We start from the raw sequence: 19,757 nt of genomic DNA, 5'->3' as shown, positions 1-19,757 counted from the left end.
GCCCTATGGATAGCGGAAGAAAACGGCTTTTTGCAACGCCTGCGCCGCCTCAGGCGCCGCGGTCGGGGCCGAGGACGAGGCGCGCCGCCAGCGGCAGCAGCAGCGCGATACCGACGAAGCGAACGATGTGGTGGGCGCCGACGAAGGCGGGATCCATGTCGAGGACGAAGGCGAGGATCGCCATGGCCTCGATGCCCCCCGGCGCATAGGCGAGGATGACCTTGCCGAGCGGCAGGCCGGCGATCCAGGCGACAGCCGCCGCCACGACCACGGTGACGGCGATACCGGCGAGGAAGGCGCCGACGGAGGCGCGCAGCAGGTGGCGCAGCTCAGCGAGCGAGGTGCCGGCGAAGCGGGCGGCGATGAGGACTCCGATGACGACGAAGCCGACGATCATCACCGGCTCCGGGATCAGCGCCGTGACGAGCCCGGTGCCGTGCAGGACCGCGCTCGCCAGCATGGCGCCGACGGTGGCGCCGCCCGGCACCTTAAGCCGCTCCATGGCGAGACCGAAGCCGGAGGAGACGGCGACGAGCAGCAGGAGTTCCGGCCAGGGGCCGAGCCCGGTCGCCGCGGCCGGCGCCTGCGTGCCGCCGATCCGCGCCAGCGACAGGAGACCCGGCAGCGCTGCCACCAGCAGGACGAGGCGGAAACTCTGGATGACCGCCACCTGGCGCGCATCGGCGCGCGAGGCCAGCGTCATGGCCATGACGTAGCTCAGCGCGCCGGGAATGGAGGCGAAGAAGGCGGTCTGGCGGTCCAGCCGCTCGACGCGGGCGAGATAGAGCGTGATGGCCGCGACGATGGCCGGCACCAGCACGGCGAGGCCCGCCATGGAGATGGGCCAGGACATCATCAGGCGGAGCGTCTGCGGCGTCACCGCCGAACCCATCACCGTGCCGAGCAGCAGGAAGGTGGCTGTGGCGACGGGGCCGGGGACCACCACCCTGGCGCCGCCGAGGGCGAGGACGGTGGCCACCACCAGCGAGCCCGACATCCAGGCGGCGGGCATGCCGAGGCGGTGGAAGGCATAGCCGCCCGCGGCGCCGACGAGGCAGGGCCAGACGAAGGTCTTCACGAGGTCGGGGAGACAAGCGAGGCGGGGCATGGCGCTCCGCTTCGCATGAAGCGGGCCGGCAGGCAAAGCCACGGGAGCATGCCTGCCGCTCCGCGGCGGCGCCTCAGCCCTTCAGCCGCAGCTCCAGGGCCTCGATGCGGTCCGCCTCGCCGGGCGGCTTGTCCCAGCGGATGCGCGATATGCGCGGGAAGCGCATGGCGATGCCGGACTTGTGGCGGGTGGAGCGCTGCAGCCCCTCGAAGGCGATTTCCAGCACCAGTCCCTCTCGCGCCGTATGGGTCACCTCGCGCACGGGGCCGAAGCGGTTGGTCGTGTGGTTGCGCACGAAGCGGTCGAGCTGGCCGAGCTCCTCGTCGGTGAAGCCGAAATAGGCCTTGCCGACGGGCACCAGTTCGTCGCCCTCGGCGCCGTCGCGCCAGACGCCGAAGGTGAAATCGGAATAGAAGCTCGAGCGCTTGCCGTGGCCCCGCTGGGCGTACATCAGCACGCAGTCGACCACCATGGGGTCGCGCTTCCACTTCCACCACGGGCCCTTGGGCCGGCCGGGCAGGTAGGGCGAATCACGCCGCTTGATCATCAGCCCCTCGATGGCCTCGGCGTCCTCGCCGGCATCCGCCGAGGACGGGTCGAGGCGGATGGCGGCGAGGCCCTCCCAGGTCTCGAAGGGCACGAGGGGCGAGATGTCGATGCGCGGATTCGCCATCTGCGACACCATCTGCTCGAGGATCGCCCGCCGGGCGGCGAAGGGCCGGTCGCGCAGATCCTCTCCCCCGGCGAAGAGCAGGTCGTAGGCGCGGATATGGGCAGGAAACTCGGCCAGCAGCGGCACCGTCACCTGTTTGCGGTTGAGGCGTTGCTGCAGGACGTTGAAGCTCTGCACGCGGTTCTCGCGCAGCACCAGCAGTTCGCCGTCGATGGCGCCGTCGAAGGCGAGGGTCTCGACGAGGTCGGGAAATGCACCGGATATGTCCTCGCCGGTGCGCGAATAGAGCCTGGCCACTCGGCGCCCGTCGGGGAGGGGGCCGGCGGCGGCCTGGACGCGGATGCCGTCCCATTTCCATTCGGCGGCGAAATCGGCGGGGTCCAGCTTGCCGAAATCGGCCTCCTCGATGCCGTGGGCGAGCATGGGTGGGCGGAAGGGGGCGGGGTCGACGCTCTCGGGGCGCTCGCCGCGGCCCTCGACCCAGGCGAAGAGGGATTCATAGGGCGGCGTCAGGCCGGGCCATACCAGCTCGATCTCGTCGGGGTCGCGGGGGCCGAGGGCGGCGACGGCGGTCTTGGCGAGGCGGGCCGAGACGCCGATGCGCAGCGAGCCGGTGATCAGCTTGAGCAGCGCCCAGCGGCCGGTCTCGTCGAGATGGTCGAGCCAGCCGGCGAGGAGTTTCGGCAGGGCGGTCTTCGACGTCGTGCCGAGGCCTGCGACCACCTCCGAGAGGGCCGGGGGCGGCGGGCGGTTGTGGCCGATGGGGGAGGGCGCGGGAACGTCTCCTAGGCGCTCCCCATCGGGCCCTCCGCTGGCGCTCGGGCCACCCTCCCCTCCGCTCCGCGGGGGGAGGGGATCCTCCGGCGTCGCGCCGGCATCGTCATGGGCTGCCGTCGCCCCGCTCGCCGCGAAAGGCGCATTCCCCTCCCCCCGCTCGCGGAGGGGAGGGGTCAGGGGTGGGGGGGCGTTGAGACCGGGCGCAGACTTCCCCCCACCCGGCCCTCCGCTGGCGCTCGGGCCACCCTCCCCGCCGCTCCGCGGGGGGAGGGGAGCCTCGGGCGTCGGCCACATCAGCGCCACCGTCTCCGAGAGGTCGCCGACATAGTCGTAGGACAGCGCGAAGAGCACCGGGTCCGTGCGCTCGGCGATGAGGCCGCGGATGAGCCCCGCCTTGGCGTTGCGGAACGTGAGCGCCCCGGTCATGGCGGCGAGGGCCCAGCCGCGCTCGGGATCGGGCGTGGTCCGGAAATAGTCGGTGATCAGCGCCAGCTTGGCGTTGCGGCGCGGTTCGTAGGCGAGGCGGTCGAGGAGGGCGGCGAAGCGGTTCATGCGACCGCCTCGGCGGCAGCGGCTTCACCCTCGCCCTCGTCGCCATAGCCCACCAGCCTTAGCGGCCGTGCCTTCAGCCCCTGCGTGCCGCACCAGTGGACGAGGGCGTCTTCCTGGCCGTGGGTGACCCAGATCTCGCCGGCACCGGTGTCGCGGATGGTCTGCTGCAACTCGTCCCAGTCGGAATGGTCGGAGACGATGAGCGGCAGTTCGATCCCGCCCTGCTTGGCGCGGGCGCGGATGCGCATCCAGCCCGAGGCGAAGGCGGTGACCGGATCGGGGAAACGCCGTGCCCAGAGGTCCTTCATGGCGCCGGGCGGGCAGATGACGACGGCGCCGCCGAGCGCCTTCTTGTCGGCCTCCTTGGCCAGACGCACGTCGCCGAGGTCGAAGCCCTCGGCCTGGTAGAAGCGCGTCAGCTTCTCCACCGCGCCATGGAGATAGATCGGCGCGTCCCAGCCGGCGGCGCGGATCAGCGCCATGACGCGCTGCGCCTTGCCGAGGGAATAGGCGCCGACGAGATGGGCACGGTCCGGGAACAGGCGGACGGAGGCGAGCAGCTTGTCCACCTCGGCCGCCGTGTCGGGATGGCGAAAGACCGGCAGGCCGAAGGTCGCCTCGGTGATGAAGACGTCGCAGGGCACAACCTCGAAGCGCTCGGCGGTGGGGTCGGCGGCGCGCTTGTAGTCGCCCGAGGCGACGATGGTGAGGCCGCGATGGCTGACCGCGATCTGGGCCGAGCCGAGAATGTGGCCGGCGGGGTGGAAGGCGAAGGTCACGCCGTTGATCGCGATGGGCTCGCCCCAGGCGGCGACCTGGGTCGTGCCGGCGAAATCCTCGCCGTAGCGGATCGCCATGATCTTCAGGGTGGCCTCGGTGGCCAGCACATGGTCGTGGCCGGCGCGGGCGTGGTCGGAATGGCCGTGGGTGATCAGCGCCCGCGGCACGGGCCGGACAGGGTCGATATGGACGTCCGCCGGCGGGCAGTAGAGGCCCCGCGGGGTCGGCTGGAGAAGGTCGTCTGGACGCATCGGGACCTTAGTCGGCATCGGCCGTCTTCACGAAAAGGGGATGGGGCCATCCGCTCGGCGCTTTTGCCTCGGGCCCCATCTTGGACTACATAAACGCCATGTCGACCGAGACGGTTCAGCAGCCTTCCTCCGAAACGCCGCGCCTGGCGCGCTGGGCGGCGGGGATCGGCGTCGCCGCGTTGATGGCGGCTTCCGGCGTGCTGTGGTGGACGCAGGGCTCCAAGGTGTTCCTCGACACGCTCGCCGCCGGCCTCGCCTGGTGTTTCTGAGACGTCCATGACCCAGACCAACAAGCCCGCATCCCCGCGCAAGGGCCCGCGCTCCGTGGCCCTCATCCTGTCGCTCGCCCTGCTGGTGGGCGGCCTCGGCGTGCTGGCGGCCGTCGTTCACTTCACCATGCCGCGCGGCGGCCAACTCGCCTCCAGCGCCTCGGCGATCGGCGGCGCCTTCAATCTCGTCGACCAGACGGGCAAGCCCTTCACCGAAAAGGACCTGCAGGGCAAGCCAAGCCTCGTCTTCTTCGGCTTCACCCACTGCCCGGACATCTGCCCGACCAAGCTGTTCGAGATCACCCAGCTCCTCGACACGCTGGGGGCCGATGCCGCGAAGGTGAACGTCGTCTTCGTCACGGTCGACCCCGCCCGCGACACCACCGAGCTGCTGTCGACCTATCTCGGCAGCTTCCACGCCTCCATTCGCGGCCTCACGGGCACCGAGGAGCAGGTGACCCAGGCGATGCGGGCCTATCGCGCCTATGGCCGCAAGGTGCCGCTGGACGGCGGCGGCTACACCATGGACCACACCACCTTCGTCTACCTGATGGACCGGCAGGGCCAGTTCGTCTCGACCTTCGACGTCGCCCGCGAGCCGGCCAAGGCCGCGGCGGACCTGCGCCGCTACCTCTGACGGCGGCGCCCGGTACCGTTCCCTCTTCGTTCGGCAGGGCCGCGCGAATCGCCTAGTCTCCTCCCATGTCCGATATCGTCCTCGTCGTCGGCGGCCGTGCGGTCACGGCCGGCGAACTCACCCTCTCCCTGATCGGCCTCGCCGTCCTGATGCTCGTCGTGCTGTTCGTGGCGCTGCGCCGGCAGGCGGCCGCCCGCGCCATGGAGGCGGAGCGCGCCGTGATCCACGCCCAGGAGATCGAGGAGCGGATGGGCGAGATGGCGCGCATCCAGGCCGAACTCACCGGCCGCCTCCAGGCCATGGCCGAAGGCTTGGGAGCCCGGCAGAACGACCTCGCCCGCCAGCTCGGCGACCGGCTCGACGGCATGTCGACCCGCATCGGCCAGTCGCTCGAGGGGCAGACGAAGACGACGATGGACAATCTCGGCAAGCTCAACGAGCGACTCGCCGTCATCGACAGCGCCCAGAAGAACATCACCGACCTTGCCGGACAGGTGGTGACGCTGAAGGACGTGCTCGCCAACAAGCAGGCGCGCGGCGCCTTCGGCCAGGGGCGGATGGAGGCGATCCTGTCGGACGGCCTGCCGCGCACCGGCTTCACCTTCCAGCCGACGCTCACCAACGGCAAGCGGCCTGACGCGGTGATCCGACTCGCCGGCGACAGCCGCGGCCTCGTGGTCGACGCCAAGTTCCCGCTGGAGGCGGTGACCATGTGGCGCGAGGCCCATGCCGAGGAGGTCAAGCGCCTGGCGGCGCAACGGCTCCGCCAGGACATCGCGGTCCACATCAAGGACATCGCGGACAAGTACCTGATCCCCGGCGAAACGCAGGACATGGCGCTGCTCTTCGTGCCGTCCGAGGGCATCTATGCCGACCTCAACGAGCATTTCGACGACGTGGTGCAGAAGGCCTTCCGGGCGCGGGTCATCATCGTCTCGCCCTCGCTGCTGATGCTGGCGGTGCAGGTGGTGCAGGGGCTCTTGAAGGACGAGCGGATGCGCGAGGAGGCCCGCGTCATCCAGAAGGAGGTGTCCCACCTCCTCGACGACGTGTCGCGGCTGACCGACCGGGTCCTCGCCCTGCAGAAGCATTTCGGCCAGGCGAACGAGGATCTGGGGCAGATCCTCACCTCGGCGGAGAAGATCGCCAAGCGCGGCGGGCGCATCGAGGCGCTGGAGTTCGACGAGGCGACCGCGCCGCCGCCACTCGCTAAGCTGCCGCTGAAGGGCTCCTCGCTCGCTGCGGAGTGAGGCTTTATCCCCAGATGAGGTTCGCCGCCAGCAGCGCGGCGATGATCCAGAGCGCCACCGTGGAGGAGCGGTTGCGGCGGGCCTCGGCCTCGCCGATGCCCCGCAGCGAATCGGGCGAGAGCACGAAGCCGTCCTTCGTCAGGTCGTCGATGCGCTCCGACAGCATGGCGGCGCGGCCAAGCAGGGCCGGGGCCTCGCCGACGATCCGGCCGACGAGCTTGGCGCCGGCACCCACCTCCTCGATGCGGCCGACCGGCCCGAGATTGCGGGTGATCCACTCGCGCACCACCGGCTCGGAGCTCGTCCAGATGTCGAGGCGGGGATCGAGCGAGCGGGCGACGCCCTCCACCACGACCATGGTCTTCTGCAGCAGGATCAGCTCGGTGCGTGTCTTCATGTCGAAGATGGCGGTGACCTCGAAGAGCAGCGACAGGAGCTTTGCCATCGAGATCTGGTCGGCGGTGCGCGAATGGATCGGCTCGCCGATGGCGCGGATGGCCTGGGCGAATTCGTCGACGGAATGGTGGCCGGGCACATAGCCGGCCTCGAAATGGACCTCGGCGACGCGGCGATACTGCTTGGTGATGAAGCCGAGCAGAATCTCCGCGAGGAAGCGCCGCTCCTTCGGGCCGATGCGGCCCATGATGCCGAAATCGACGGCGACGAGATTGCCGGCGCGGTCGGCGAAGAGGTTCCCCTGGTGCATGTCGGCATGGAAGAAGCCGTCGCGCAGGGCATGGCGCAGGAAGCTCTGGATGACGATCTGGCCGAGCGCCCGCGGGTCGATGCCGGCGGCGTCGAGCCCGGCGCGGTCGCCGACCTTCAGGCCGTCGATCCATTCGGTGGTGAGGACGTTGCGCCCCGTGCGGTTCCAGTCGACCGAGGGCACGCGGAAGCCGGGATCGTCGCGGGTCCGCTCCGCCATCTCGGAAGCGGCGGCGGCCTCGAGGCGCAGGTCGAGCTCGATGGCCATGGAGCGGGCGAGGGTGTCGACGATGCCGATCGGCTTCAGGCGACGCGATTCCGGCACCAGTTTCTCGGCGAGCCGCGCGGCGAAATAGTAGTCGGAGAGATCGGCGCGGAAACGGTCGGCCACGTGGGGCCGGAGGATCTTGACGGCGACGTCGCGCAGCACCTCGCCGTCGCGCACGCTCGCCTTGTGCACCTGGGCAATGGAGGCGGCGGCGATCGGCGGGCCGAAGCTCGCATAGGCCTCGGCGATGGGCATGCCGAGCGTCTCCACGACGATCTGCTCGGCGAGCTTCTGGTCGAAGGGCGGCACCTTGTCCTGGAGGCTCTCGAGATCGCGGGCGATCAGCGGCCCGACCACGTCGGGCCGGGTCGAGAGGAACTGGCCGAGCTTCACATAGGTTGGACCGAGGCGGGTGAGGGCGGCCGTCAGCCGGTCCGATCGCGTGCCCGTGCTGCGGCGCTCGACGAGGCGGGCGAGGCGCAGGCCGAGGCGCGCCGGCGGCGGCAGGGCTTCCGGGTCGACGAGGCCGAAGACGCCCTCGCGGGCGAAAACGAAGCCCGCCCGCGCCAGGCGGAGGAGATGGATGGTGCCGGCGATCACGGCGTCAGATCTTCCAGCCGCCGGAAAGGCAGGCGATGCCGCCGGTCATGGGCGTGACCTCGACGCGGGAGAATCCGGCCTTGGCGATCATGCCGGCGAAGACCTCGTCGCGGGGGAACTTGCGGATGGATTCGACGAGATACTGGTAGGGCTCGGCATCGCCGGTGACCATGCGGCCCATGGGCGGGATCACCGAGAAGGAATAGGCGTCGTAGATGCGGTCGAGGCCGGGGACGACGTCGGGCGAGAATTCCAGCACCAGGAGCCGCCCGCCGGGGCGCAGCACGCGGAAAGCCTCCTCCAGCGCCACCTGGATGCGCGGCACGTTGCGGATGCCGAAGGCGATGGTGTAGCCGTCGAAATGCGCGGAGGGGAAGGGCAGAGCCTCGGCATTGCCCTGGACGAATTCGACCCGGCTCGCGAGGCCGCGCTGGTCGGCGCGGGCGCGGCCGACCTTCAGCATCTCGCCGTTGATGTCACAGACGGTCGCCTCGGCGGAAGCGCCGGCACCCACCACCTTGAAGGCGACGTCGCCGGTGCCGCCGGCGACGTCGAGATGGCGGAAGGGACGCGCCTTGGGCACGCCGAGCCGCGTCACCATGACGTCCTTCCAGACCCGGTGCAGGCCCGCGGACATCAGGTCGTTCATCAGGTCGTAGCGACCCGCCACCTTGTGGAAGACGTCGTCCACCAGCTCCTGCTTGGCGTCGAGGTCGACGCGGCGGAAGCCGAAATCGGTCTGGGCGGTGGCTGCTGACATGGCCGGGTCCTGGGAATTTGGCCGGACCATAGCGGAACGATCCGGTGGGCGCTATGTGGGGTGCGAACCTCCCCGCCCAAGGCCCTGGCGCCATGCCCGAACTTCCCGAGGTCGAGACCGTCCGTCGCGGGCTCCAGCCCGTCATGGAGGGCGCGACCATCCTCTCCGCCGAGATCCGGCGCGCCGACCTGCGCTTTCCCTTTCCCGAGGGCTTCGCGGCCCGGCTCGCCGGCCGCACCGTCGCGAGCCTCGGCCGGCGGGCGAAATATCTCCTCGCCGACCTCGACGACGGCGCCGTGGTCATCATGCATCTCGGCATGTCCGGCTCGTTCCGGATCGCGCGCGAGGGGCCTGCGGGCCACGTGGTCGGCGATTTCCACCACGAGCGCTCGCGCGACGCCGCCCACGACCACGTGGTGCTCACGCTCTCCTCCGGCGCGACTGTGACCTACAACGACCCCCGCCGCTTCGGTTTCATGCTGATGAGCCCGCGGGAGGCGCTGGCCGAGCACCCCTTCTTCGCCCGGCTCGGCGTCGAGCCGACCGGCAACGACCTCTCCGCCGCCCATCTCGCCAAGGCCTTCCGGGGCAAGGCGGCGCCCCTGAAGGCCGCGCTTCTCGACCAGTCCATCGTCGCCGGCCTCGGCAACATCTATGTCTGCGAGGCGCTGCACCGGGCAGGGCTGTCGCCTCAGCGGGCCGCCGGAACCCTCGTCACCAAGGGCGGCGATGCGACCGTCCGGCTCGAGCGGCTGGTGCCGGTGATCCGCGAGGTCATCGCCGAGGCGATCGCGGCGGGCGGCTCCTCCTTGCGCGACCACGCCCAGCCCTCCGGCGAGCTCGGCTATTTCCAGCACAGCTTCCATGTCTACGATCGTGAAGGGGAGGCTTGCCGGCGGTGCGGCGAACAGCACAGAGTGCGGCGCATCGTGCAATCCGGCCGCTCCACCTTCTACTGCGCGGCCTGCCAGCGCTGAGGAACGAGACGCATGCTGAAGGTCTGGGGACGGAACAACTCCTCGAATGTGCAGAAGGTGATGTGGTGCATCGGCGAACTCGGCCTGCCGCATGAGCGGGTGGATGCCGGCCGCCAGTTCGGCATCGTCAACGAGCCCGCCTACAAGGCGAAGAACCCCAACGCCAAGGTCCCCACCGTCGAGGACGACGGGGTGGTGCTGTGGGAATCGAACGCCATCTGCCGCCATCTCGCCCGCAAGCACGGCCGACTGATGCCACGCGGCGAGGCCGACCAGGCGCGCGTCGACATGTGGATGGACTGGCAGCAGACCGAGCTCGGCCAGGGCGTCGGCCCGGTCTTCATCGGCCTGGTGCGCACGCCGGCCGAGCAGCGGGACATGGCCGCCATCGAGAAGGCGAAGCAGTCCGCCATCGCCTCCATGGCGATCCTCGACGCCGAGCTGGGCAACCATCTCTTCGTGGTCGGCAACACCTTCACGGTGGCGGACATCCCGATCGGCATCATGGTCTTCCGCTACAAGGCGCTGATCCCCGAGAGCCCGGCCTATGCGAATGTCGAGCGCTGGTACACGTCGATACAGGCGCGCCCCGCTTTCGCCCAGCACGTCTCCGCGATCCCGCTAAACTGAGGGGGTACGACCCCCTCGCGCACCCTCATGTCGCGCGGTCCACCGTGTCGCGTTGACTTTTCCGGATGGTGCGGCCTATAACCCGCGCCGACTTGGGAGCGGCTCGCGCCCGAGTGCTTGGCCCGTTCGACGGGCCAGCGCCTTTGCGAGCCGGTCCAATCCCCATTCGATCGTTTGAACCCGACCCGCGCGGAGACGTCCCGTGAAACGCACCTACCAGCCCTCGAAGCTCGTCCGCAAGCGCCGCCACGGCTTCCGTGCCCGCATGGCCACCAAGGGCGGCCAGCGCGTCCTCGCCGCCCGCCGCGCCCGCGGTCGCAAGCGCCTGTCCGCGTGATCTGCCACGGCCGCGATTTCGGCTGAGCCGAACGACGGGAGGGCGCGAATGACGAGTTCGACACCGCCCGCCCGTCTCGTTCGCCGGGCCGATTTCATCGCCTGCTCCAAGGGCCGCCGTGTCACAACGGCGGCTTTCGTGTTGCAGGAACGCACGCGCGGCGACGAGGCGCCGCCGCGCTTCGGCTTCACGGTCACCAACAAGACCGGGGGCGCGGTGGAGCGCAACCGGATGCGCCGCCGCCTGCGCGAGGTGGTGCGGCTCGGTGCCCACGACGGGGCGAGGCCCGGGTCGGACTATGTCTTGGTGCTCAACCGCAACGCGCTCGACCGGCCCTTCGACGTGCTGAAGACCGATCTCGCCGACGCGCTCCGGCGCGCAGCCGCCCCCCGCCCAGCCCGCTCCGCGGGCCGCCCCAATCCCTGATCACCGACGGACCGATGGCCGACAACCGCAACTACATTCTCGCGATCGTTCTTTCGATCCTCGTTCTGGTCGGCTGGCAGTATTTCGTCGGCATGCCGCAGGTCGAGCGCCAGCGGGAGGCGCAGCGCCAGCAGCAGCTCCAGCAACAGCAGCAGGCCGCCGGGCAGGCGCCCGCGACGACGCCGGCTCCGGGCACAACGCCCGCCCCCGGCGCGCCGCCGGCCCCGGGCCAGCCGGCCGCGACCCCCGGTTCAACCGCTCCGGCCGCGCCGGGCACCACCGCGCCCGTTGCGACCCAGGGCCTGAGCCGCGAGGCCGTCCTCGCCGCGACGCCGCGCATCGGCATCGAGACGCCGCGCCTCAGGGGCTCGATCAACCTCGCCGGCGGCCGGGTGGACGATCTCGTCCTGGCGACCTATCGCGAGACCATCCAGCGCAACAGCCCGAACGTCGTGCTCTTCGCCCCCGCCGGTTCGCCGATCGACGCCGTGCACCACAGGCACCCCTTCTACGCCGAGTTCGGCTACGTGGCGGGCGCCGGCCAGACCGCAGCGGTGCCGAATGCCCAGACGGTATGGACCCAGCAGGGCTCGGGCACGCTGACGCCCTCCACCCCCGTCACCATCACCTGGGACAACGGACAGGGCCTGACCTTCCGCCGCACCTTCGAGATCGACGCCAACTACATGATCACGGTGAAGGACGGCGTCACCAATTCCGGTGCTGCTCCCGTCACGCTGCATCCCTTCGGCCTCATCTCGCGCCACGGCCTGCCGCAGACCTCGGGCTACTACATCCTGCATGAGGGCCTGATCGGCGTGTTCGGCGACAAGGGGCTGCAGGAGGTCGGCTATTCGGCCATCGAGACCGCCCGCACCCAGAGCTTCAAGGCGCGCGGCGCCTGGCTCGGCATCACCGACAAGTACTGGGCGGCGGCGCTGATCCCGGACCAGACCGTCGAGACCGACTCGAGCTTCAAGTTCTTCCAGTCGGGCACGACCAAGTCGTTCCAGACCGACTTCCTCTCGCCCGCCGTCACCGTCGCGCCGGGCGCATCGTCCGAGACCACCACGCGCCTCTTCGCTGGCGCCAAGGAGGTCCGCCTCGTCGACGGCTATTCCGACGGGCTCAAGATCGACCGCTTCGACCGGCTGATCGACTGGGGCTGGTTCTATTTCATCACCAAGCCGCTCTTCGTGGTGATGGACTGGATCTTCATCCAGACCGGCAACTTCGGCATCGCCATCCTGCTCGTCACGCTGCTGATCAAGGCGCTGTTCTTCCCGCTCGCCAACAAGAGCTACGCGTCCATCACCATGATGAAGAAGGTGCAGCCGGAAATGATGGCGCTGCGCGAGCGCTATGCCGACGACAAGATGAAGCAGCAGCAGGAGCTGATGGCGCTCTACAAGCGGGAGAAGATCAATCCGCTGGCCGGCTGCTGGCCGATCATGATCCAGATCCCGGTGTTCTTCGCGCTCTACAAGGTGCTGTTCATCACCATCGAGATGCGGCATGCGCCCTTCTTCGGCTGGATCCAGGACCTCTCGGCGCCCGACCCGACCTCGATCTTCAACCTGTTCGGCCTGCTGCCCTTCGCCGTGCCCGCGTTCCTCCTGATCGGCGTCTGGCCGATTATCATGGGCATCACGATGTGGATCCAGATGCAGATGAACCCGGCCCCGACGGACCCGATCCAGGCCGCGTTCTTCAAGTGGATGCCGATCCTCTTCACCTTCATGCTGGCCTCGTTCCCCGCCGGCCTCGTCATCTACTGGGCCTGGAACAACCTCCTGTCGGTGCTCCAGCAGGGCCTGATCATGCGCAAGTACGGCGTGAAGATCGAACTGTGGGACAACATGCGCGCGATGTTCGGAGGCGGGCCGGCCAAGCCCGCCGGCTGACGCCATGACCGCCGACGCCATCGAGGCCGGGCGCAAGCTCTTCGCCCGGCCCTGGACCTTCTGGCGCGGCACGCCGGACATGAAGCACCTGCCCCCGATGTCGGGGGTGGAGATCGCCTTCGCCGGCCGCTCCAACGTCGGCAAGTCGAGCCTGATCAACGCGCTCGTCGGCCAGAACGCGCTCGCGCGCACGTCGAACACGCCGGGCCGCACCCAGGAGCTCAACTTCTTCCACGTGCCCTCGGACGAGGGACCGGGCCTCGGCCTCGTGGTCGTCGACATGCCCGGCTACGGCTTCGCCGCGGCGCCCGAGGCCAAGGTGAAGGCCTGGACCAAGGTCATCCACGACTATCTGCGGGGACGGCAGAACCTCGCCCGCGTCTATGTGCTCATCGACGCCCGGCACGGTATCAAGCCCGTGGACATCGAGGTGCTGGACGAGCTCGGCAAGTCGGCGGTGTCCTATCAGGTGGTGCTGACAAAGGCCGACCAGATCACTCTTCCCGCCCTCGAAAAGCTCATGGCGGCGACGCTGGATTTCCTCAAGACACGCGCCGCGGCCTTTCCGGAGGTGATCGCCACCTCCAGCCGCAAGGGCGAGGGCATTCCCGAGCTTCGCGCGGCCATCGCGCAGGTGGCGGCCGAGCGGGCCTGAGCGGGCGCCTGTCTTCCCCGAGAGCCGAACGCCTTTCGCCCGGCCTTCTCAAGCCGGCTCCCGGCCGATATTGTCCCCCCAGCCGGGAGACAATCCCGCGGCCAGCGCCCCCTGACGGGCGCGCCAGTCCACAAGCGCCAGGGAGGCGACGTGACCATTGCCGTGCACCTGAAGGGTGTTTCGGTCGCATACGCTTTGGCGGGCGGCGGAAAATACGAAGCGGTCCAGCCCGTCGATCTGTCGGTGCGCGACGGCGAGTTCGTCGCGCTGCTCGGGCCCACGGGCTGCGGCAAGTCGACCCTGCTCAACATCGCCGCCGGGCTGATGCCGCCCTCCTCCGGAACCTGCGAGATTTTCGGCGAGCGCCTCTCGGGCCTCTGCGGCAAGGCCGGCTATCTCTTCCAGCAGGACGCGCTGATGCCGTGGAAGACGGCGGAGGACAACGTCGCCATCGGCCTCGAGGTCGGCGGCGTCAGGCGCGCCGAGGCGCTGGAGCGGGCGCGGGCCATGCTCGCCGAGGTCGGGCTCGCCGCCTTCGGCGAGCGCTATCCGCACCAGCTCTCCGGCGGCCAGAAGAAGCGCGTGGCGCTCGCCCAGGTGCTGGTGCGCGAGCCGAAGATCCTGCTCATGGACGAGCCCTTCGGGCCGCTCGACGCACAGACCCGCCTGATCATGAGCGAATTGCTGCTCGACCTCTGGCAGCAGGACCGCAAGGCGGTGATGTTCGTCACCCACGACCTCGACGAGGCCATCGCCCTGTCGGACCGCGTGGTGGTGATGTCGGCTGGACCGAGCTCCCGCTTCATCGGGGAATTCGCCGTCGACCTGCCGCGGCCGCGCGACATCGCCGAGGTGCGGTCGGAGCCGGCCTTCCACCGCCTCCATTCCGAGATCTGGTCCTGTCTGCGCGACGAGGTGCGCAAGACCTACGGCCTCACCAACAAGGGAGCGGCCTGATGCCCATTTCCCGCGGAAAGCTCCTCGCCCTGCAGATCCTCGTCGCCGTCGCGGTCTTCCTCGCCTGGCACGTGGTCACTACCTGGTCGATCGTCGCCGACGTGAAGACCATGCGCTTCTTCTTCTCGACGCCGGTGGACGTGTTCAAGCGCGTCTTCACGATGTTCCTGGAGGGGTCGGTCTACCGCCACCTGTGGATCACGCTGGTGGAGACCATCCTCGCCTTCGTCATCGGCGCCAGCCTGGGCATCGTCATCGGCTTCTGGTTCGCGCGCAAACCCATCGTCGCCGCCGTCTTCGACCCCTATGTGAAGATGATGAACGCCCTGCCGCGCGTCGTGCTGGCGCCGATCTTCGCGCTGTGGTTCGGCCTCGGCATCTGGTCGAAGGTCTGGCTCGGCGTGACGCTGGTCTTCTTCATCGTCTTCTTCAACGTCTACCAGGGCGTGCGCGAGGTGCCGCAGGTCGTGCTGGCCAACGCCCGCATGCTCGGCATGAACGAGCGCCAGCTCCTGCGCCACGTCTACTGGCCGGCGGCGCTGGCCTGGGTCTTCTCCTCGCTGCACACCTCGGTCGGTTTCGCCGTGGTCGGCGCGGTGGTGGGCGAATATCTCGGCTCGGCGGCCGGCCTCGGCTACCTCATCCACCAGGCCGAGGGCGTCTTCGACGTCACCGGCGTCTTCGCCGGCATGGTGATCCTGATGGGCTTCGTGATGCTCATCGACGGCATCGTGACGCTGGTCGAGAAACCGCTGCTCGTCTGGAAGCCGGGCGAGACGCGGACCGTATGACCGACCGCGCCGGCAAGGGCGCGGCTAACACCACAAGGGAGGACGACATGACCACCATGGACCGCCGGCAGATGCTGTCGCTGATGGGCGCGGGCGCCAGCCTCGCCCTGCCGCTGCCCGCCTTCGCGCAGGGCGCGCTGGAGAAGAAGCAGGTGACGCTGGGCGTCGGCGGCAAGTCGCTGCTCTACTACCTGCCGCTGACGGTGGCCGAGCGGAAGGGCTTCTTCAAGGATTTCGGGCTCGAGATGACCATTAACGATTTCGCCGGCGGCGCCCGCTCGCTGCAGGCTCTGGTCGGCGGGTCGGTCGACATGGTGACCGGCGCCTATGAGCACACGCTGCGCATGCAGGCCAAGGGGCAGGACATCCGCTCCACCATCGAGCTGCTGCGCTTCCCGACAATCGTCGTGGCGGTGCGCAAGGCGGTGGCCGACAAGGTGAAGTCGGCGGCGGACTTCAAGGGCCTGAAGATCGGCGTCACCGCGCCAGGCTCCTCGACCTACATCACCGTGGTCCATGCCATGGCGAAGGTCGGGCTGAAGGCCACCGACGCGAGCTTCATCGGGGTGGGCGGCGGCGCCAGCGCGGTCGCGGCCATGAAGCGCGGCGAGATCGACGTGATCTCGCATCTCGACCCGGTCATCGCCAAGCTGGAGACCGACGGCGACGTGGTGACGCTCATCGACACCCGCACCGAGGCCGGCACCAAGGCGCTGTTCGGCGCCTCCAACCCGGCGGCTTGCCTCTATCTCCGCCAGGACTTCATCGAGAAGAACCCGAACACCACCCAGGCGGCGGTGAATGGCCTCTACAAGGCGCTGCGCTGGATCGACAAGGCGTCTCCCGCCGAGGTCGCCGACGCCGTGCCGGAGCAGTATCACCTCGGCGACAAGGCGCTCTACATCAAGGCCGTGCAGGCCTCGAAGGACGCCTATTCGAAGACCGGCGTGATGGCGCAGGACGGCATGAAGTCGGTCTTCGACATGCTGAAGGCGCTCGACAAGGAGATGGAGAGCGTCTCTGCCGACATCATCGGCAAGAGCTTCGAGCCGCGCTTCGCCCAGAAGGCGGGAACGACGGTGGGGTGAGAGGCCTTCCGACATTCGCGAAGCCTTGGGAGCCCCGGCGCGAGCGCCGGCACTTCTTGCTGTCGCGGCTCCTCAGACCCCCCACCCCTGACCCCTCCCCGCCGCAAGCGGGGGGAGGGGAATGGCGCCTCCTTGATCACCGCCGCGTCCTCGATGGCGCAGCCGCGAAGCTTGCTCCTTTCCCCTCCCCCCGCTTGCGGCGGGGAGGGGTCAGGGGTGGGGGGCGTCCTGTGTTTTAAACAGACGGCAGCTAGGGAGCGGCGCTCTTCTCCAGGGCCTAATGCGCCTCTTCCCAGTTCACCGCGGCGCGGGCATCCACCGCCAGCGGCACCTTGAGCTGCAGCGCCGGGTGCGTCGCCTCCTCCATCACCCGCTTGATGACGGGGAGCGTACGGTCGACCTGGTCGTCCGGCACCTCGAAGACCAGTTCGTCGTGCACCTGCAGCAGCATCAGCGCGTCGAGGCCGGCGGCCTCCAGGGCCGCGTCCATACGCGTCATGGCGCGGCGGATGATGTCGGCGGCCGAGCCCTGGATCGGGGCGTTGATGGCCTGCCGCTCGACGAAGGCGCGCTCCGACGGGTTGCCCGAGCGGATCGCCGGGAAATGGCAGCGCCGGCCGAAGATCGTCTCGACATAGCCGTGTTCTCGGACGAAGGCCTTGGTGGCGTCCATGTAGTCGCGGATGCCGGGGAAACGCTCGAAATAGCGCCTGATATAGGCGCCGGCCTCGTCGCGCGGGATGGAGAGCTGGTTGGCGAGGCCGAAGGCCGAGATGCCGTAGATGATGCCGAAGTTGATGGCCTTGGCCCGACGGCGCACCAGCGGGTCCATGCCCTGCACGGGCACGCCGAACATTTCCGAGGCCGTCATGGCGTGGATGTCGATGCCGTCGGCGAAGGCCTGCCGGAGCTGCGGGATATCGGCCATGTGGGCGAGGATGCGCAGCTCGATCTGCGAATAGTCGGCCGAGACGAGCTTGGCGCCCGGCGGGGCGATGAAGGCCGTGCGGATCTTGCGCCCCTCCTCGGTGCGGACAGGAATGTTCTGGATGTTCGGCTCGGAGGAGGAGAGCCGGCCTGTGGTCGTCGCCGCGAGGGCGAAGGAGGTGTGAACCCTGCCCGTCGTGGCGTTGATGTAGGTCGGCAGCGCGTCGGTATAGGTCGACTTGAGCTTCGTCACCGTGCGCCAGTCGATGATCTTGCGGGGCAGCGCGTGGCCCTCCTCCGCGAGGTCCTCCAGCACGCCGGCCGCGGTCGACCAGGCCCCCGTCTTGGTCTTCGTGCCGCCGGGCAGGCCCATTTTTCCGAACAGGATGTCGCCGAGCTGCTTGGGCGAGCCGGGGTTGAGCGGCTCGCCGGCGAGCTCCTGGATCTCGGCCTCGACGCGGGCTGCGACCTGCGCGAAATCGCCCGACAGGCGGGAGAGCACCTGCCGGTCGATGAGGATGCCGCGCCGCTCCATGCGGGCGAGCACATCGACGAGCGGGCGCTCCAGCGTCTCGTAGACCGTCGCCTTGGCCTCGGCGGCGAGACGGGGCTTGAGCACCCGCCAGAGCCGCAGCGTCACGTCGGCGTCCTCGGCGGCATAGGCGGTGGCGCGGTCGAGATCGACGCGATCGAAGGTGACGCGGCCCTTGCCGGTGCCGGTGACGGAATCGTAGCTGATGGCCTCGTGACCGAGATGTTTCAGCGACAGCGCGTCCATGCCGTTCTGGCCGCGGCCGGCATCGAGCGCATAGGACATCAGCATGGTGTCGTCGTAAGGGCCGAGGCCAAGGCCGTAGCGGGAGAGGACGAGCATGTCGAACTTGAGGTTCTGCCCGACCTTCAGCACGCCGGGATCCTCGGTGAGGCTCTTCAGCCGCTCGAGCGCCTCGCGCATCGGGACCTGCCCCTCGACGAGGCCGGAATCGAACAGGCCCGCCTCGCCGGCGCGGTGGGCCAGCGGCACGTAACAAGCCTCGTCCGGCCCATAGGCGAGGGAGAAGCCGACGAGGTCGGCCGACATGGGGTCCAGCGAATTGGTCTCGGTGTCGATGCCGACGACGCCCGCCTCCCGCGCGCCGGCGATGAAGGCGTCGAGCGCCTCCAGCGTCGTGATACAGCGGTAGCGCGTGCGGTCGATCGCGGAGGCGCGCAGCCGCTCGGCGGTGCGGGCGGCGAGGGTCTGCGGCGTCGGCGCTCCCGCATCCGCGGCGGCGGGCGGCGTGGCCTCCCCGCCCTCGGCCGCCACGGCGGCGGCGACGGCGGCCGGCTTCGGGCCTGCCGCGAGGGTCGGGTCGGGGTCGACCTTGGCCGGATCGACGCCGTAGAGTTCGCCGACCTTCTTGGTGATGGTGGTGAATTCCAGCGCCTTGAAGAAGGAAATCAGCCGGTGGCCGTCGGGCTTCACCAGGCCGGTCTCGTCGAGCGGCACCTCGACCTCGACGTTGCGAACGAGCTGGACGAGCTGCTTCGAGATGCGCACCTTCTCGATCACCGCGGGGTCGGTCAGGGTCTCCCGGCGTTTCGGCTGCTTGATCTCGCCGGCGCGGGCGAGCAGCGTGTCGAGGTCGCCGTATTCGGCGATGAGCTGGGCGGCCGTCTTGCGACCGATGCCGGGCGCGCCGGGCACGTTGTCGGAGGTGTCGCCTTCGAGCGACTGGATGTCGACGATCTTCTCCGGCGGCATGCCCTCCCAGTACTCGGTGACGTCGCCGATCTTGTCGGCCGGCACGTTCCAGCGCTCGAAGCGGTCGCCGTGGGTGAGCAGGCGCTCGGGACGATAGCCGGGCTTGCCCTTGATGCCGCTCTCGGGATCGTAGAAGGCGACGCAGGGGCGCACGAGCTGCATCAGGTCCTTGTCGGCGGAGATGATCAGCACGTCGGCGCCGCGCGAGCAGGCCATGTCGCAATAGGTGGCGATGAGGTCGTCGGCCTCGTAGCGGTCCTGCTCGATGGCGTGCAGGCCGAAGGCGCGGATGGCGGCGCGCATCAGCGGAAACTGCGGCACCAGGTCTTCCGGCGGCGGCGGGCGCTGCGCCTTGTAGAGCGGGTAGAGCTCCTTGCGGAAGGAGTTCTCGCTCTTGTCGAGGATCATGGCGAGGTGGGTCGGCTTCACGCCGAGGGCACCGTCCTCGACGAACTGCAGCACCTTGGTCGAGAACAGGCGCACGGCCCCGGTCGGCAGGCCGTCCGAGCGCGCATTGTACTTCCGGTCCTGGTTCATCGACTGGAAATAGGCGCGGAAGACGAAGGAGGACGCGTCGACGAGGAAGACGCGGTCGCCCTTGCCGACGGGGCGGTGGTGCTCGGTATGCATGAACTCGGGGCCTCTGCGGTGAGGCGCCATTATGGACGGGGACGCGGGCCGCGTCATGCCC

18 protein-coding genes are annotated in these 19,757 nt (G+C 69.3%); 12 read left to right on the top strand and 6 right to left on the bottom strand.

Features of this window, described 5'->3' with window-relative positions; all coding sequences use genetic code 11:
* Positions 1–49: 49 nt before the first annotated feature.
* The 3 genes from C6569_RS15600 to C6569_RS15590 form a co-directional block, all read right to left on the bottom strand.
* A complete protein-coding gene (locus tag C6569_RS15600) occupies positions 50–1,108 on the bottom strand; it encodes an AbrB family transcriptional regulator (protein ID WP_106749702.1) in 1,059 nt (352 codons plus the stop codon).
* Between the two features lie 73 nt (positions 1,109–1,181).
* Positions 1,182–3,110 (bottom strand): cisplatin damage response ATP-dependent DNA ligase, encoded by a 1,929-nt coding sequence (locus tag C6569_RS15595; protein ID WP_106749701.1) that lies wholly within the window; start codon positions 3,108–3,110, stop codon positions 1,182–1,184.
* On the bottom strand, positions 3,107–4,141 hold the full coding sequence (locus C6569_RS15590; RefSeq protein WP_106749700.1) for a ligase-associated DNA damage response exonuclease: 1,035 nt from the start codon (positions 4,139–4,141) through the stop codon (positions 3,107–3,109). The genes C6569_RS15595 and C6569_RS15590 overlap by 4 nt, the downstream gene beginning before the upstream one ends.
* An 80-nt stretch (positions 4,142–4,221) precedes the next feature.
* Here C6569_RS15590 and C6569_RS21755 point away from each other — a divergent pair, with 80 nt between their 5' ends.
* From C6569_RS21755 to C6569_RS15580, 3 genes are all read left to right on the top strand, one after another.
* Positions 4,222–4,410: a hypothetical protein gene (locus C6569_RS21755; protein ID WP_146144817.1), complete on the top strand. Its 189-nt coding sequence runs from the start codon at positions 4,222–4,224 to the stop codon at positions 4,408–4,410.
* Positions 4,411–4,417: 7 nt separating this feature from the next.
* Entirely contained in the window at positions 4,418–5,047 is a 630-nt protein-coding gene (locus C6569_RS15585; protein ID WP_106749699.1) for an SCO family protein, read from the top strand.
* A 65-nt stretch (positions 5,048–5,112) separates the two neighbouring features.
* Positions 5,113–6,297, top strand: coding sequence for a DNA recombination protein RmuC (locus C6569_RS15580; protein ID WP_106749698.1), 1,185 nt, complete (start codon positions 5,113–5,115; stop codon positions 6,295–6,297).
* Positions 6,298–6,301: 4 nt separating this feature from the next.
* Here C6569_RS15580 and ubiB read toward each other — a convergent pair whose 3' ends face one another.
* Positions 6,302–7,870 (bottom strand): 2-polyprenylphenol 6-hydroxylase, encoded by a 1,569-nt coding sequence (gene ubiB, locus C6569_RS15575; RefSeq protein WP_181313776.1) that lies wholly within the window; start codon positions 7,868–7,870, stop codon positions 6,302–6,304.
* A 4-nt stretch (positions 7,871–7,874) separates the two neighbouring features.
* Positions 7,875–8,660 (bottom strand): bifunctional demethylmenaquinone methyltransferase/2-methoxy-6-polyprenyl-1,4-benzoquinol methylase UbiE, encoded by a 786-nt coding sequence (gene ubiE / locus C6569_RS15570; RefSeq protein ID WP_483878522.1) that lies wholly within the window; start codon positions 8,658–8,660, stop codon positions 7,875–7,877.
* A gap of 62 nt (positions 8,661–8,722) precedes the next feature.
* Here ubiE and mutM point away from each other — a divergent pair, with 62 nt between their 5' ends.
* The 9 genes from mutM (at position 8,723) to C6569_RS15525 (ending at position 16,395) form a co-directional block, all read left to right on the top strand.
* Positions 8,723–9,607 (top strand): bifunctional DNA-formamidopyrimidine glycosylase/DNA-(apurinic or apyrimidinic site) lyase, encoded by an 885-nt coding sequence (gene mutM / locus C6569_RS15565; protein WP_106749696.1) that lies wholly within the window; start codon positions 8,723–8,725, stop codon positions 9,605–9,607.
* A gap of 12 nt (positions 9,608–9,619) precedes the next feature.
* Positions 9,620–10,237, top strand: coding sequence for a glutathione S-transferase family protein (locus C6569_RS15560; protein WP_106749695.1), 618 nt, complete (start codon positions 9,620–9,622; stop codon positions 10,235–10,237).
* 202 nt (positions 10,238–10,439) lie between these two features.
* Entirely contained in the window at positions 10,440–10,574 is a 135-nt protein-coding gene (gene rpmH, locus C6569_RS15555) for a 50S ribosomal protein L34 (RefSeq protein WP_038305233.1), read from the top strand.
* Between the two features lie 48 nt (positions 10,575–10,622).
* Positions 10,623–11,000, top strand: a complete 378-nt coding sequence (gene rnpA / locus C6569_RS15550) for a ribonuclease P protein component (RefSeq protein WP_106749694.1) — start codon at positions 10,623–10,625, stop codon at positions 10,998–11,000.
* Between the two features lie 14 nt (positions 11,001–11,014).
* The gene (gene yidC, locus C6569_RS15545) at positions 11,015–12,904 is read left to right on the top strand and encodes a membrane protein insertase YidC (protein ID WP_106749693.1); all 1,890 of its coding nucleotides are present in this window, start codon (positions 11,015–11,017) and stop codon (positions 12,902–12,904) included.
* A gap of 4 nt (positions 12,905–12,908) precedes the next feature.
* Positions 12,909–13,559, top strand: a complete 651-nt coding sequence (gene yihA / locus C6569_RS15540) for a ribosome biogenesis GTP-binding protein YihA/YsxC (protein ID WP_106749692.1) — start codon at positions 12,909–12,911, stop codon at positions 13,557–13,559.
* A 150-nt stretch (positions 13,560–13,709) separates the two neighbouring features.
* Positions 13,710–14,516, top strand: coding sequence for an ABC transporter ATP-binding protein (locus tag C6569_RS15535; protein WP_425440679.1), 807 nt, complete (start codon positions 13,710–13,712; stop codon positions 14,514–14,516).
* A 5-nt stretch (positions 14,517–14,521) separates the two neighbouring features.
* Entirely contained in the window at positions 14,522–15,307 is a 786-nt protein-coding gene (locus C6569_RS15530; protein WP_106751086.1) for an ABC transporter permease, read from the top strand.
* A 56-nt stretch (positions 15,308–15,363) separates the two neighbouring features.
* The gene (locus tag C6569_RS15525; RefSeq protein ID WP_106751085.1) at positions 15,364–16,395 is read left to right on the top strand and encodes an ABC transporter substrate-binding protein; all 1,032 of its coding nucleotides are present in this window, start codon (positions 15,364–15,366) and stop codon (positions 16,393–16,395) included.
* Between the two features lie 277 nt (positions 16,396–16,672).
* On the opposite strand, the gene polA is transcribed toward C6569_RS15525, so the two are convergent.
* Positions 16,673–19,696 (bottom strand): DNA polymerase I, encoded by a 3,024-nt coding sequence (gene polA / locus C6569_RS15520; protein ID WP_106749690.1) that lies wholly within the window; start codon positions 19,694–19,696, stop codon positions 16,673–16,675.
* Between the last annotated feature and the right edge of the window lie 61 nt (positions 19,697–19,757).

Origin of the sequence: Phreatobacter cathodiphilus (assembly GCF_003008515.1) — a bacterium.
GTDB classification, from domain to species: domain Bacteria; phylum Pseudomonadota; class Alphaproteobacteria; order Rhizobiales; family Phreatobacteraceae; genus Phreatobacter; species Phreatobacter cathodiphilus.
This window is presented reverse-complemented; position numbering and strand designations above follow the sequence as displayed.

Excerpts from the sequence above, each read along its gene's own strand:
- yihA (WP_106749692.1), top strand. The coding sequence starts at position 12,909 with ATGACCGCCGACGCCATCGAGGCCGGGCGCAAGCTCTTCGCCCGGCCC.
- C6569_RS15560 (WP_106749695.1), top strand. The coding sequence starts at position 9,620 with ATGCTGAAGGTCTGGGGACGGAACAACTCCTCGAATGTGCAGAAGGTG.
- mutM (WP_106749696.1), top strand. The coding sequence starts at position 8,723 with ATGCCCGAACTTCCCGAGGTCGAGACCGTCCGTCGCGGGCTCCAGCCC.
- ubiE (WP_483878522.1), bottom strand. The coding sequence starts at position 8,660 with ATGGTCCGGCCAAATTCCCAGGACCCGGCCATGTCAGCAGCCACCGCC.
- C6569_RS15595 (WP_106749701.1), bottom strand. The coding sequence starts at position 3,110 with ATGAACCGCTTCGCCGCCCTCCTCGACCGCCTCGCCTACGAACCGCGC.
- C6569_RS15585 (WP_106749699.1), top strand. The coding sequence starts at position 4,418 with ATGACCCAGACCAACAAGCCCGCATCCCCGCGCAAGGGCCCGCGCTCC.
- C6569_RS15525 (WP_106751085.1), top strand. The coding sequence starts at position 15,364 with ATGGACCGCCGGCAGATGCTGTCGCTGATGGGCGCGGGCGCCAGCCTC.
- C6569_RS15600 (WP_106749702.1), bottom strand. The coding sequence starts at position 1,108 with ATGCCCCGCCTCGCTTGTCTCCCCGACCTCGTGAAGACCTTCGTCTGG.
- C6569_RS15580 (WP_106749698.1), top strand. The coding sequence starts at position 5,113 with ATGTCCGATATCGTCCTCGTCGTCGGCGGCCGTGCGGTCACGGCCGGC.
- rnpA (WP_106749694.1), top strand. The coding sequence starts at position 10,623 with ATGACGAGTTCGACACCGCCCGCCCGTCTCGTTCGCCGGGCCGATTTC.
- yidC (WP_106749693.1), top strand. The coding sequence starts at position 11,015 with ATGGCCGACAACCGCAACTACATTCTCGCGATCGTTCTTTCGATCCTC.
- C6569_RS15590 (WP_106749700.1), bottom strand. The coding sequence starts at position 4,141 with ATGCGTCCAGACGACCTTCTCCAGCCGACCCCGCGGGGCCTCTACTGC.
- polA (WP_106749690.1), bottom strand. The coding sequence starts at position 19,696 with ATGCATACCGAGCACCACCGCCCCGTCGGCAAGGGCGACCGCGTCTTC.